This window comes from Paraliobacillus sediminis (assembly GCF_003426055.1).
Genome location: NZ_QJSI01000002.1, coordinates 715,047 through 728,672 on the forward strand (window position 1 = coordinate 715,047; position 13,626 = coordinate 728,672).

The 13,626-nt window shown below is 35.6% G+C and carries 11 protein-coding genes; all 11 read right to left on the reverse strand.

The genetic code is table 11. The features are described from left to right. Positions 1 to 63: 63 nt before the first annotated feature. Positions 64 to 1,350: a cell division protein FtsA gene (gene ftsA, locus D2K60_RS09680; RefSeq protein ID WP_117169796.1), complete on the reverse strand. Its 1,287-nt coding sequence runs from the start codon at positions 1,348 to 1,350 to the stop codon at positions 64 to 66. A 216-nt stretch (positions 1,351 to 1,566) separates the two neighbouring features. Continuing rightward, positions 1,567 to 1,917 carry a small basic family protein gene (locus D2K60_RS09685; RefSeq protein WP_117169797.1) on the reverse strand — a complete coding sequence of 117 codons (351 nt, stop codon included), beginning with the start codon at positions 1,915 to 1,917 and terminating at the stop codon, positions 1,567 to 1,569. Then, the gene (locus D2K60_RS09690; protein WP_117169798.1) at positions 1,917 to 2,636 is read right to left on the reverse strand and encodes a DUF881 domain-containing protein; all 720 of its coding nucleotides are present in this window, start codon (positions 2,634 to 2,636) and stop codon (positions 1,917 to 1,919) included. The genes D2K60_RS09685 and D2K60_RS09690 overlap by 1 nt, the downstream gene beginning before the upstream one ends. A 14-nt stretch (positions 2,637 to 2,650) precedes the next feature. Continuing rightward, positions 2,651 to 3,343, reverse strand: coding sequence for a DUF881 domain-containing protein (locus tag D2K60_RS09695; protein ID WP_117169799.1), 693 nt, complete (start codon positions 3,341 to 3,343; stop codon positions 2,651 to 2,653). Further along, positions 3,327 to 4,118: a cell division protein FtsQ/DivIB gene (locus tag D2K60_RS09700; RefSeq protein WP_117169800.1), complete on the reverse strand. Its 792-nt coding sequence runs from the start codon at positions 4,116 to 4,118 to the stop codon at positions 3,327 to 3,329. The genes D2K60_RS09695 and D2K60_RS09700 overlap by 17 nt, the downstream gene beginning before the upstream one ends. Positions 4,119 to 5,100: 982 nt before the next feature. Next, positions 5,101 to 6,210, reverse strand: a complete 1,110-nt coding sequence (gene spoVE, locus D2K60_RS09710; RefSeq protein ID WP_117169802.1) for a stage V sporulation protein E — start codon at positions 6,208 to 6,210, stop codon at positions 5,101 to 5,103. A gap of 95 nt (positions 6,211 to 6,305) precedes the next feature. Next, positions 6,306 to 7,655 (reverse strand): UDP-N-acetylmuramoyl-L-alanine--D-glutamate ligase, encoded by a 1,350-nt coding sequence (gene murD, locus D2K60_RS09715; protein ID WP_117169803.1) that lies wholly within the window; start codon positions 7,653 to 7,655, stop codon positions 6,306 to 6,308. After that, positions 7,652 to 8,638 (reverse strand): phospho-N-acetylmuramoyl-pentapeptide-transferase, encoded by a 987-nt coding sequence (gene mraY / locus D2K60_RS09720; RefSeq protein WP_117169804.1) that lies wholly within the window; start codon positions 8,636 to 8,638, stop codon positions 7,652 to 7,654. Before mraY ends, murD begins: the two co-directional genes overlap by 4 nt. Before the next feature lie 49 nt (positions 8,639 to 8,687). Further along, positions 8,688 to 10,046, reverse strand: a complete 1,359-nt coding sequence (locus tag D2K60_RS09725; RefSeq protein WP_117169805.1) for a UDP-N-acetylmuramoyl-tripeptide--D-alanyl-D-alanine ligase — start codon at positions 10,044 to 10,046, stop codon at positions 8,688 to 8,690. A 52-nt stretch (positions 10,047 to 10,098) separates the two neighbouring features. Then, a complete protein-coding gene (locus tag D2K60_RS09730; RefSeq protein WP_117169806.1) occupies positions 10,099 to 11,580 on the reverse strand; it encodes a UDP-N-acetylmuramoyl-L-alanyl-D-glutamate--2,6-diaminopimelate ligase in 1,482 nt (493 codons plus the stop codon). 113 nt (positions 11,581 to 11,693) lie between these two features. Continuing rightward, positions 11,694 to 13,613: a stage V sporulation protein D gene (locus D2K60_RS09735; RefSeq protein ID WP_117169807.1), complete on the reverse strand. Its 1,920-nt coding sequence runs from the start codon at positions 13,611 to 13,613 to the stop codon at positions 11,694 to 11,696. Positions 13,614 to 13,626: the final 13 nt, after the last annotated feature.

Genomic DNA, 13,626 nt, shown 5'->3' on the forward strand with positions numbered 1-13,626 from the left:
TTGCAAGTTTACAAGATTCAATGAAGTTAGCTTCCTACTTTGAAAATTCTTTCAGAAGCTATTCTAATCAAAAAAGTATTTGAATAAGTTAGCAATACCTGATTCTTTTTTCTTATTTGAACTTGATTTCTCATTTGTATTTGATGTACGTTTCTGTTTACTAGGCTTTTCAATAGCCTGATCTGTTAATGTTACAGCAGCTGATAATTCTTTACCTTGAATTTTCGCATTACGATATGCAAATTTCAAGATACCGACACCAGACGTGAATTGCGGCTCTCGGACTCCAATATAATCTGGAATGGCCATTCGAACATTTGCATGAAATAAATCTTGTGCAAGTTCAATTGCTCCAGGCATTTTAATACAACCACCTGTGAGTACGAAACCACCAGGTACTTCTGAATAGCCCATTTTCTTAATTTCACGTGCTGCAAAAGTGTAAATCTCTTCTAATCTAGCTTCAATCATATCAGAAATTTCTAATTGATTAAACGTTTGCTTTTGGTCACTTCCTATAATTGCTGCTTCAAAAGTCTCTTCTTCACGAGCATCTTCATAAAAAGCGTGACCATGACTAACTTTAATTTCTTCCGCATCTTCTGATGTAGTACGTAATCCAATAGAAATGTCTTTTGTGATATTATCTCCACCTAATGCAAATACGCTTGTGGAAACAAGGTGGTCATCTTCAAAAACGGAAACAGTAGTGCTACCACCACCTACATCAATTAAAGCGACACCTAAATTCATTTCATCTTTTGATAAAGCAATGGACCCCGTAGCTAGTGGTTGTAAACAGATATCAATAACATCTAAGTTTGCACGTTCTACACATTTTAAAATATTATGTAACATCGTTCTAGAACATGTAATAATTGTACCTTCCATTTCAAGACGAACACCAATCATTCCTCTTGGATCCGTAATCTCATCTAATCCATCAACAATAAATTGTTTCGGAATAACATCAATAATTTCGCGTTCAGGAGGTATGGATATAACTTGGGCAGCATCAATGACTCTTGTTACATCTTCATTACCTATTTCACGATTGTCACTTGCAACAGCAACAACGCCATGACATGGTTGCAATTGAACATGATTACCATTCACGCCAACAATCACGCGGTCGATTTTTAAATCTACCATTCTTTCTGCTTGTTCTACAGCAGCCCGAATAGATTGAACCGTTTGATCAATATCTACTATTGCACCTTTTTTCATCCCATTCGATTTTGCTGTCCCTACCCCAATAATGTTTAACGAATCACTTAATACTTCACCGATAATTACTTTTATTTTTGATGTACCTATATCCAGGCTGACTAAAATTTCATTGTTGTTCAAAAGTAAGGCACCTCCCAATCTAAGGCATCTGAATAGTACAAATATTAACGAATAATCAATAAAATTACAATCGATTTTTTAAAATACTTTCTCAAAATCCGATCTTTCATTCAGTATACCATTTTTATAGTCATTCTTTTAACAATATCTTTATATCTCTACTTTAGTACATTATGCAACATATTACGACTATTTTCTGTTTAAAATCGCTATTTTTTATAAATCCCCTTGTTTTTTTCTTGTTTTGAATAGATGTCGACGAATAATCGCTATATTTTGGAATAATCGAACACCAAAAGCAAATATTGCAGCTAAATAGAGATCAACACCTAATTGTACTCCTAAAAATGCTAATACAACTGCTAAACCAATATTAAAGAAAAAGCCTGAAACAAAAATCGTTTGATCGAATTTCTTGTCCAAATAAGCACGTATACCACCCAAGAGTGTATCAAGCGCTGCTAGAACGGCGATCGATAGATACAACGTATATTGTTCTGGAATCGTAATATCTGATAAAAACCCTAATGCGATACCGACGACTAAGAACAATGCTGGTAACCACATTATCCTTCACCCGCTTCGTTAGTTTCATCTATTTCCACTATTTCTAAATCGATGTTTCCATCATAAGAAGGTAAGGTAAGATTATCTTCAACGTTAATTTCAAACATCATATTTTCGATTATAAAATCATCCTTTGATTGACTAACTTCCATATAATCAAGCAACCGTTTCGGTTCATTTGATAGTACTTTAATATCAAACGGAATATCTGATAGCGCTCGATTATTAACATAAGTTTCTCCATTCACATATCGAATTGGTGTGATGCCAATATATCTTTCATTTCCAATTGCGATATCAGTTGCACCATAATTGTTCAACTCATTAATGAGACGATTTAACAATTCTGGTGTCACACTCGGATAAACTTGTGGTCCAGCTGACTCTTCATAAACCGGATTAATTGTTATGATAATTCCTCTACCTGTCTTATCCGTTAGTCCTGCTTCCATTTGCAGTGCCTCAACTGATTCCATTAAGGTATTAATCTGCTCTTGTTCTGCATTATCTTCATATAGTTGTAATGTCGTTTCTAATTCATCTAACTGTTGATAAAGCGCTTGTTGCTCCTCTTGTTCAGCTTGTAGTTGCATACGAATTTCCCACATATCCCTTGTATCCCGTTCCTTTGGTTCTTGTATAGATTGGAATTGGATCGCAATCATAAATCCAATACATGCAAATATTAGGGACAAAATGATTTTACTTTTAGTTAACAAACCGATCACCTTTCCTAATTAACTCTTGCACCCATAGCAATCTGGTCGGCAGTTCCAACCTCAACTTCTACATTATCACTTACTAGCATGTCAATTACACCGTTTTTTAGTTCTAAACTTACTTCTAACGTCTCCTGCTCACCTATCGCTTCAATCGAGAATGGTGCAGGATACTGGTTTCCATCAACAGATATTACAGGACCAACACATGTAACGTAACTATCCTTATAAATACGCTGGCCATTAATTGCAATTGCTTTTGCCCCAGCACTATATAATTCATTGATCACTAATTGAACATGACGGTCGTGAACAATATACTGATTTGTATTTTCTGTAGATGGTATATAATCCGCATCAGACAATGTTACGCTAACACCTGGTCCAGTAATAGGTAATTCTCCTGTTAGCATTTGAAGTTTACCCTTCATTTCAACGTATTCACCAATTGCTGTTTCTTGTTCACCTAATGATTTTTCAAACGTGTTTATTTCTTGACGGTAAGTGTCTACCTTTTGTTGTAATTCTCGACTTTGTTCTTCAAATTGTAGTAATTGCTGCCTGTAATAGAAATCTTTTTCCCACTCCTGCTGAGATAATTGAATAACCTCTGCTTGCTCTTTCGTATTTTGATAACTAAAGGCAACAAGAAAACCAAAAATGAATAATACAAAAGAGAGAACAACATGTTTACCCTTCAATTTCATTTTCTGCCTCCTCTTCAGTTTCATCCTTTTTCTTATAAGGATCGAACACTGCTCCACCTTCACCAATACGAATAATGCCCTCTTTCTCTTCTAGCTGACTAACGATAGATGGGTACGTTTGTAGGTATTTGGCGAAATTTCTAATGGAGGATTCTACTTGATAACCATCATCCATAAATAACAAAACTTTATATGGATTTGCATCTGTTGGCTTCCAATAGATCTCAGATATTAACGTAGAGACAGTAGTAGGTAATTCCTGCAGTTCCTCAGCAATCTCCTGAATATAAGTATCCTTTGCAAAATCAATTAAAAGAGGGGCATCACCTTTCCATTTAGAGACCTCAATAGAATCAATAACTTCCCCATTTTCTAGTAGTGGCATATAGCTATCTTCCAATTTTATGTAAGCAACTTTTTCTAACTCTTCCACATTAATTACAATTGAATTCGGTAATTTTCTTTGGACTTGTACATCTTTTAATTCTGGATGTTTTTTAATTTTCTCAACAGTGTCACTCAAGCTAACACTCCACAAGTTATTCTCATTTGATAATTCGCTTAATTCAACAATTACATCCTCTTCTACATATTCATTTCCATTCACTACAATATGTTGTATATAACTAAGAGGAGATTGTAAATATACAACTATTGAAATCAAGATAAAGAATAATGATAAATAGAAAACTAAACGTCTATTTGTTTTCTTTTTTCTTGCTTCTTTTAGCTTTGGAATTCGATCCTCTATGGATATAACTTTTTTCTCTGCCATCTCCTCATTCTTCCTTTATCGAAACAAAATAACAATCCTATATAAACAAATTGTTTGAACTACATTAAAATAGTTCGTCACACTAAAAGTATATCATATTTTTTCGTTAAAAGTTGTAAGATTTACTGATCCAAAAGATGGATTTTTTATCAAATTTCATCTTTTTTCGTCGAGTTTGTTGGATAATATGACAACAAATTATTTAATTCCGATTTATTCAATCAAAAAAGCTCATCTTTTTGTGAAAGATAAGCTTTTTAATTAGAATATATAAAGTATAAATAATTATACCACTCAACTTTCTCACCAAAAAAGTGAGTGCCACTCATTGCCTGTTTTAAGTTTGACATTTAGCTGTCATATTGCTTGACAATCTTTAAAAAAGGCTGCTTTCTAAAAGACTGTCATATTACAAACATTCATAGACTCTGACATAACGTTCCTTGCGTCGGAATAATCATCAACTGTGACGTAAAGTTCTAGTCTTACTCGCTACGTCAGCAAATGCTTTCCCTTTCCACGGGCACGGCCTCAGCTAACTTAATAAAGCAAAGAACGCTTTACTAAGTGGATCTTCGGCTCGCGCTGTTCCCGTAGGAGTGTCAAGCATTTGCTTCCTTCGCTAGTTAGTGGAAATATTTTTAAGTGTAAGACAGAATCAATCGAAACATTTTCAAGAGACTAATGATTAATGTGTTTATTTGTAGTTCATAAAATGTTTAAAGACAAAACTAGCGGAGCAATTGAAGTTGGTGAGACTCCAGTGGGAACAGCGCGAGCTGAAGCCGTGCCCACGGAAAGCGAGCCCATTTCAATTGTGGAGCGGGTATGGAATCTACGTTGCAGTTTCTCTCAAGTTAGTCAGTCAAAGCACCATGATGCTTACGAAAGGAGTACGAAGTCAACTTCACCTTTGGAAGTCTTCTTAGTTATATCAAGACTTATTTGCCAATTTCACTTTACGAAAATGAGTATATAATGTTTATTCGTTACTATATTTGCTAATATTTATAATAATACCCATTGCGGCTAATGTTAACGTAAGAGAAGATCCTCCGTAACTCAGGAAAGGCAATGTAATTCCTGTTACTGGAATTAATCCAATTACGACACTCATATTGATAATTACTTGCAAGGCAATCATAACTGTTATGCCTAATCCAAGTAGCATGCCAAATTTATCAGGTGCAGCTAAACCTATTTTAGTACCTCTCCAAAACAATATAAAGAATAGACTTATAAGTATTAATGCGCCGATAAACCCAAGTTCTTCAGCTAAGATAGCGAAGATAAAATCATTGTGTGGTTCCGGAAGATAAAAAAACTTTTGTAGGCTATTTCCAAATCCCATTCCTAATAGTCCACCTGGTCCAATTGCATAGAGCGATTGGATAATTTGAAACCCATTCCCTAATGGATCTTCCCATGGATTTAAAAATGCTGTAATCCGATTTATTCGGTAAGGGGCTGAAATAATTAAACCAGTAAAGCCGATCACACCTAAAATACCTAGACCTACAAAATGGCTAATCCTAGCTCCAGCTACAAATAATAAAACAAAACATGTTAAGATAACAATCACCCCTGTACCCAAATCCGGTTGTAGCATAATAAGTCCAAAACCGGTAAATATCAGTAACAGTAATGGCAAAAACCCCTCTTTAAAGGATGTAATATACCGCTGTTTTTCAGCTAGGTAAGTGGATAAGAAAATTACGAGACCTAATTTCATAAATTCCGCTGGTTGAATACTGAAGGCACCTACACCAATCCAGCTCCTTGCTCCACCACGAACTAAACCCACTCCAGGTATCAACACCGCAACCAATAAAATAAAACACGTAATTAAAATAACTTTTGAGTAGGTCCGCCATACTTGGTAAGGAACACGTGCTACACTGAACATCGCAACCAAACCGACAGTTGCAAATAGAAGTTGGCGCTTAGCAAAATAAAGGGAATCGTTAAATTTATAATCGGCCCAAATTGCTGATGCACTATATACCATAAAAACTCCGATTAATAAAAGCGCCAATATAGTGATAATCAAAAGGTAATCAGGACGTAATTGTGTTTTATGTTTACTTTCCACCTTGAAATGACCCCATTTCCACTCGCATATAAATAAGAATGTAAAAGCCTCACCTTCCCAATTAACAAGGAAGATGAGGCCTTTTGTACAAGCCCTTATTTTAATGTATGCACAGCTTCAATAAACATGTCTCCTCTTTCTTCAAAAGTTTGATACTGATCCCAACTTGCACAAGCTGGTGACAAAAGAATGATATCCTTTTCGTCTGAAAGTTGAAAGGCTTGATCAACAGCTTGTGCCATATTATCAGCAAACAGAATATCTTCTACACCTGCTTGTTGTCCTGTTTCATTTAATTTAGTAGCTGTCTCACCAAATAGGATCATTGCTTTCACATTTTTCAAGTAAGGAATTAGTGAATCAAAATTATTCCCGCGATCCAAACCACCAGCTAATAAAATAACAGGTTGTTCGAAAGAGTCTAGCGCTTTTGAAGTTGCTAAAATATTAGTCGCCTTTGAATCGTTATAAAATAATCGCCCTTGTACTTGATCGACATATTGGGTTCGATGTTTCACGCCCGGGAATGTCGTTAGCACTTCTACAATTCCATCCCTCGTTGCGCCAGATAGTATGCTTGCAGCTATTGCAGCTAAGATATTTTCTAAATTATGATCCCCAACCAAACGAATCTCTTCTCGTGCAATAATTCGTTCATTTCTAAAGTAAACATACGTTTCATCACACCACGCACCATTTGTAAGTTCTTTTTCACTAAGACTAAATGGTACCTTTGTTGCCATAGTATTTTCAATTAATTCAGCAATTTCACTATCCGATGCATTATAAACGAGATAATCCTCTTCTGTTTGATTGACAAAGATACGTGCTTTTGCATCTTTATAATTCTCAAAGGTTTTATGATAATCTAGATGTGCTTGAAATAAATTTAACATTACAGCTATATGTGGTTGGAATTTTTCAGTTCCCATTAATTGAAAGGAGGATAATTCTACTACCATTGTTTCCTCTTTTTTAAGATTTTCAGCTATTTCAACTGCTACCTTACCTATATTACCTGCTAATTTACTTCCTTTATTACTCTTTTGTAACATTTCATGTATTAATGTAGTCGTTGTTGTTTTGCCATTTGAACCCGTTATCCCTATGTATGGCTCAGTAATAAGGTAATGAATAAGTTCGATTTCTGTAATTATTGGTATACCTTTTATTTCCGCTTCTTTTATAAGTTCATTTTCATAAGGAATACCTGGATTTTTCACGACAACGTCCACTTCATCTAATAAAGTTAATGGGTGTGAGCCAGTTGTCACTTCTATCCCTAATGCATGTAATTCAGCAATGACTGAGTCACTCGCTACCTGTAAGTCATTCGCTCTGACTGTGCATCCATTTTTCACTAAAACTTTACACGCTGCTGTTCCACTCTTAGCTAAACCAAGTACTAAAACGTTTTGATATGGGAAATTTTTTAGCTTATTCATGTTAACCACACCTCAATGTAAATTCCTAACGCAGCACATAAAAGTCCAACAAGCCAAAAGGTAGTGACAACGCGCCATTCTGACCAACCTTTTAGTTCATAGTGATGATGTAGTGGACTCATTTTAAATACCCGTTTTCCAGTCGTTTTAAAAGAAATAACTTGAATGATAACAGATAATGTTTCAAGCACAAAAACACCACCGATAATAACAAGCAATAATTCCATTTTTGTTAAGATAGCTATTGCAGCTATCGCGCCACCTAAGGCTAAGGAACCAGTGTCACCCATAAATACTTTAGCTGGATGTGCATTAAATACTAAAAAGCCTAATAGCGCTCCGACTATCGCTAATGAGAAAATTGTCACTTCAAATTGAGGAATACCATACCACGCCAAAATGCCAAAAGCACCAAATGCAATTGTTGCAGTTCCAGCTAGTAGTCCATCTAAACCATCTGTTAAGTTAACCGCATTAGACGCTCCTACAATCATAACAATAACAAAAATCGCATATCCCCATCCTAAATCGAACTGTATACTCGTACCTGGAATTGAAATATAAGTCGAAAAATCCTGCATGACTAATACGACATAAAAAATACCGGCAATTAGCACTTGACCGAACAATTTCTGTTTAGATGTAAGACCCAGATTTCTTTTTAATACTACTTTGATAAAATCATCTAAAAAACCAAGGATACCATATCCGATTAATACTAGGATAAGTAGCATTGTTTCTGAATTTATTGAACTAGCATTAAATTTATTGGTAATGATTAGAGTCGTAATTGTGACACTTAAAATAATCATAACACCACCCATTGTTGGCGTTCCTGTTTTCTTCATGTGTGACTTTGGTCCTTCTTCACGTATGCTTTGACCAAACTTTAACCGACGTAAAAGTGGTATGAAAATTGGTGATAACAGGACGGTAATTAAAAATGCAATACTCATCGTAATTATTAATACATATTCATTCATGATCTATTTCCTCCTCTATTAGTCAAACCGCCCATTGTTTTTTTAAAAATTATAATAGTCGATCAATAATTGTTTCTAACTTTATTCCTCTTGATGCTTTCACTAAAATTAATGTCCGTTCATCTAAATACCCTTCTAAAAAAGTTATCGCTTCTTCTTTAGTCGTAAAGTGTTTTGTCTGAATCGATGGATTTTGTTGTTTTACTGCTTTACTTATTTCATTAGCATCTTCACCAATTGTACATACATACGCGATTGGCGGGGATATTACATCTGCAATCGAACGGTGAAAATCTTTAGACGAATCTCCAAGTTCATACATATCACCTAAGACAACAATCTTTCTTTCGTATCCTGTAATTTCTTTGACTACGTTAATTGCTGCTTTCATTGATGTCGGAGACGCGTTATATGCATCATTAATTAGTGTTACACCAGATCTTCCTTTAATCATTTCAAAACGCATTCCAGTCCGATCAACTTTTAAAAAGGATTGTTGCATCTCTTTCTGTTCCATACCAAGTTTTCGTGCTATTTCAATTGCAAAGGAAGCATTTTTGGCATGGTGCATTCCTAGTAATGGGATTTCATATGTATCATTGCCCATTAGCCGAAAGCTAGAATGTGAAGGAAGCATGCTAAATTGATCAATTACTACGTGATTAGAAAGGTCAAAACCTATTTTGATCGTTTCAACTTTATCACTATATGGTAATAATAATGATTCATCGCCATCAATTAACAAGGTGCCGCCAGACTTTAAACCACTTAAAATTTCAGCCTTTGCTTTAGCTATACCAGCTCTTGTGCCTAGATACTCAATATGAGATTCACCAATATTTGTAATTACCGCAATATCTGGTTCAGCTATTTTTGATAAACGTTCCATTTCACCAAAATGATTCATTCCCATTTCTAATATAAGCATTTCAGTATCTTTTGGCATTGATAGGATAGTTAAGGGTAAACCAATATGATTATTTAAATTCCCATCGGTATAATGTGTTCGATAGCGACTTGATAAAACAGTTGCTATTAAATCTTTGGTCGTCGTTTTTCCATTTGAGCCCGTTACGCCTATAACAATTGGATTTATCTTCAAACGATAAGCATGAGCTAATTGTTGCAATGCTACTAATGTGTCCGTAACAAAGAAAACAGGAAAATCCGTTGGCAAAAACTTCGGCAACGGTGTATCTTTTTCCCATATAGTAGCAACTGCACCTTGTTCAATTGCTTGATTCATATAGGTATGCCCATCAAATTTGTCCCCTTTTAATGGAACAAACAATGCATGTGACATTGGTTTTCTACTATCTGTGGTAACCTCATTAATTACAAATTGATCATGTATCGATCCCTTTGCATCAGGAAATAATTCCACTAGAAACGGTAAGGTAAATAACATAGTGATAACTCCTCAGTAAACAGTAATACATCCTCTTGCATAAACAAATTATTTATTCTTGCTTTAAACGTTGTTCTATTGCATGCTTCGCAACTTTACGATCATCAAAATCTACTGTTTTCGAACCAATAATTTGGTATGTTTCATGGCCTTTTCCAGCAATTAATATCATATCATTTCTTTTTGCCATTGCAATACTTTTTTCAATGGCATCTTTGCGATCTATAATAACCTCGTAATTAGACATTTCAACCCCAGCTATCATGTCTTCAATAATGACAGACGGCTCTTCAGATCGTGGATTATCAGATGTGAAAATAGCGTGAGCAGCATACTTAGTAGCAATGTTTGCCATTAGAGGGCGTTTCGTTTTATCACGATCACCACCACAACCTACCACTACATAAATATCACCTTTCGCAAAAGCGCGCATGGTCTGCAATACATTTTCAAGTGAATCAGGTGTATGTGCATAATCAACAACTACGCCATATGTTTGACCAAATTGAACAGGTTCAAATCTACCACTTACACCAGCTGTTTCTTCCAATGCAGCTTTAATTATTGTTAAAGGAATATCTGATAATAAACTAGTAGCTACAGCCGCCAACATATTATAGATACTAAACTTACCCATTAACTTACTTGAGATAGCTATATTTCCTTTATAAGTCACAAGTTCAAACGACGTACCATTTGCATTCAACTCTAAATTTGTCGCGCGAACATCTGCTTCATTGTCGATACCATACGTGATAACAGGCTGTGTTGTTGCATGAATAAACCTTTCGCTGTATGAATCATCTTGATTAATTACGGCATATTTCGGGTTTTTTGCATCATATCTGTTTCCTAATTGTTGAAATAATTGACTCTTTGCTTGAAAATAACTTTCCATATCAGCATGATAATCTAAATGGTCCTGTGACAAATTCGTATAGACTGCAATATTAAAGTCACATCCATTAACTCTCCCCATTTCTAAAGCATGAGAGGACACTTCCATAATAGCTGTTTCTATCCCACTATCGATCATCTCTTTAAAACCTTTTTGTAAAAAGGAAGCTTCAGGGGTTGTATTCGCTACTGGAACTTTCCTTTCTCCTATTTTCATCTGAATCGTTCCAATTACTCCTGTTTTTTGTTGATTTTTTTGAAATATTTCATCTAACAGATACGTAACACTTGTTTTTCCATTCGTACCAGTGATCCCAATCAGTTGTAAAGCTTGTGTCGGATTATCATAATAGCTATTAGCTAAAAGTCCAACGGCTTTAATCGTATCACGCACATATATAACGGGAACAGTACAATCATCTAATGGCTTTTCAGCTACTATTGCATGCGCACCATTTGCTTCAGCTTGTTTAGCAAAGTTATGTCCATCAACTGTGTAACCATCGATACAAATAAACAAGTTACCTTTTTGGACTTCTCTCGAATCAATTGTTACACCATTTATTTCTATATTAGCTATTGTCTGATCCACTTGGTATACAGGGATAATGTTTAGTACTTCTTTTAGTTTTTTCATGGCTTTCATCCTTACTATCTTTACTAATTATTTTTAATTAACTTTGATTTTCATCACAACTTCTTTAGTATAACAAATTTAACCTTAATCTTCATGATTAATCGTATCTATTTTTAATCAGAAAAGTAAAGACGTACTGTTTCTCCTTGTTCTACCTTTGTCCCTGCCGCAGGAGCTTGCTCGATTACCTTATCTCCTTCACCAGAAGCCTCTATTGAAAGATTAATTAAGTATTCTTGTAATTCATTACGAGACACGCCAATTAAATCTGGCACCTCAACTAATGGTTGATCGGGCCATTGATACTCTTTCCCTAATCCTTCAGTCGTTGTAGGTACGCCCATCGCGCGTAAACTATCTTCCATTATATTTCCTACAATTGGAGCAGCTACCACCCCACCAAATTGCACCGTGTTCTTCGGGTTATCAATGGCTAGGTAGACAACAATCTCTGGGTCATTAGCAGGAGCAAAACCAATAAAGGAAACGATATGATTATCCTTCATATACTGGCCATCTTCACCAACTTTTTGTGCTGTTCCCGTTTTACCACCTACACGATACCCTTCTACATAAGCACCTCTACCAGTTCCTTTAGCAACAACACTTTCTAGGGCCTCTCTTATTTGAGCAGAAGTATCATTTGAAATGACTTGTCTTTTCAAGCTCGGCTCAACTGTTTCCACACTCTCACCAGATACTGGATCTAACCATTCTGAAGCAACATACGGTTCATATAAGTAACCACCATTGACTGCTGCCGAAACAGCCATAACTTGCTGAATTGGCGTGACTGATACACCTTGCCCAAATGATGTGGTTGCTAGTTCAACTGGACCTACTTGATCTAAGTTGAATAATATACCATTCTCTTCACCGAATAAATCGACACCTGTCTTTTCACCAAAACCAAAATCATCAATATAAGAAAACAATTTTTCTTTACCAATTTTTTGACCTAAAGAGATAAAACCAGGGTTACATGAATTCTGAACAACTTCTAAGTAGGTTTGCTGGCCATGTCCACCAACTTTCCAACAGTGTAATGTTGCACCACCAACCTCCATACTTCCATCATCAAAAAATTCATCTTCGTATAAATCAACGACTTTTTCTTCTAGCGCTGCTGCTAATGTAATAATTTTAAATGTAGAACCAGGTTCATATGTACTCCAAATCGGTAAATTCCGATTATAAATATCTGCATCTACTGATTGATAGTCTTCAGGATCAAAATTAGGTCTTGAAGCCATTCCAAGAATTCCACCTGTATTGGGATCAACTGCAATTGCTAACGCGCCATCTGGATTATACGTCGCTTCCGCTTGATCTAACTCTCTTTCTATAATCGTTTGTACTTTCGCATCAATCGATAATTTCATATCTAAACCATCAGTTGGGGCTTGATACGTATCTGCCAAGCTTGGTAGCCGCTGACCTTTAGCATCAGAATAGAAAGATAGACTTCCTTTTTCCCCGCTTAGCTCTTCATCATAATATAGCTCTAATCCCATTAAACCTTGGTTATCTATCCCACTAAAACCTAAAACATGAGAAAGATAGTCACCATTAGGATAATAGCGTTTTGTATCTTTAGCAACGTAAACCCCATCTAAAGCTAACGTTTGGACCGCATCTGCTTGTTCTTCCGTAACCTTTCTGCCTTCATTGAATCTTACAATACTTGTGTTTTTAGTTAATTCTACTAACATATCTTCTTCCGATATTTCTAAGATATTACTCAGCAATCCTGCAACTCTTTCTGGTTGTTCAATTTGTCTAGGAACAATCATTACCGTTGGAGCTGTAACATTTTCTGCTAACACTAAGCCATTCTTGTCCAAGATTTGACCACGTTCCGCTTCAAAAGCAATATCTCTACTCCACGAAGCTTCAGCCTTATCCATTAGTTCGTCACCCATTATAAATTGGACATAACCTAAGCGAATCGTTATGACGAAGAACAAAAGAAAGGCAAAAAGAAATACAGTGACAATTCGTTTTCGCATCGTTACATTTGATACACGTTTCATGGCATAATAACTC

What these genes read in the sequence shown, in the direction of transcription:
- D2K60_RS09685 (WP_117169797.1), bottom strand. Translation starts at nt 1,917, where the DNA reads ATGTGGTTACCAGCATTGTTCTTAGTCGTCGGTATCGCATTAGGGTTT.
- D2K60_RS09695 (WP_117169799.1), bottom strand. Translation starts at nt 3,343, where the DNA reads ATGAAATTGAAGGGTAAACATGTTGTTCTCTCTTTTGTATTATTCATT.
- D2K60_RS09700 (WP_117169800.1), bottom strand. Translation starts at nt 4,118, where the DNA reads ATGGCAGAGAAAAAAGTTATATCCATAGAGGATCGAATTCCAAAGCTA.
- murD (WP_117169803.1), bottom strand. Translation starts at nt 7,655, where the DNA reads ATGAATAAGCTAAAAAATTTCCCATATCAAAACGTTTTAGTACTTGGT.
- mraY (WP_117169804.1), bottom strand. Translation starts at nt 8,638, where the DNA reads ATGAATGAATATGTATTAATAATTACGATGAGTATTGCATTTTTAATT.
- D2K60_RS09725 (WP_117169805.1), bottom strand. Translation starts at nt 10,046, where the DNA reads ATGTTATTTACCTTACCGTTTCTAGTGGAATTATTTCCTGATGCAAAG.
- D2K60_RS09730 (WP_117169806.1), bottom strand. Translation starts at nt 11,580, where the DNA reads ATGAAAAAACTAAAAGAAGTACTAAACATTATCCCTGTATACCAAGTG.
- D2K60_RS09735 (WP_117169807.1), bottom strand. Translation starts at nt 13,613, where the DNA reads ATGAAACGTGTATCAAATGTAACGATGCGAAAACGAATTGTCACTGTA.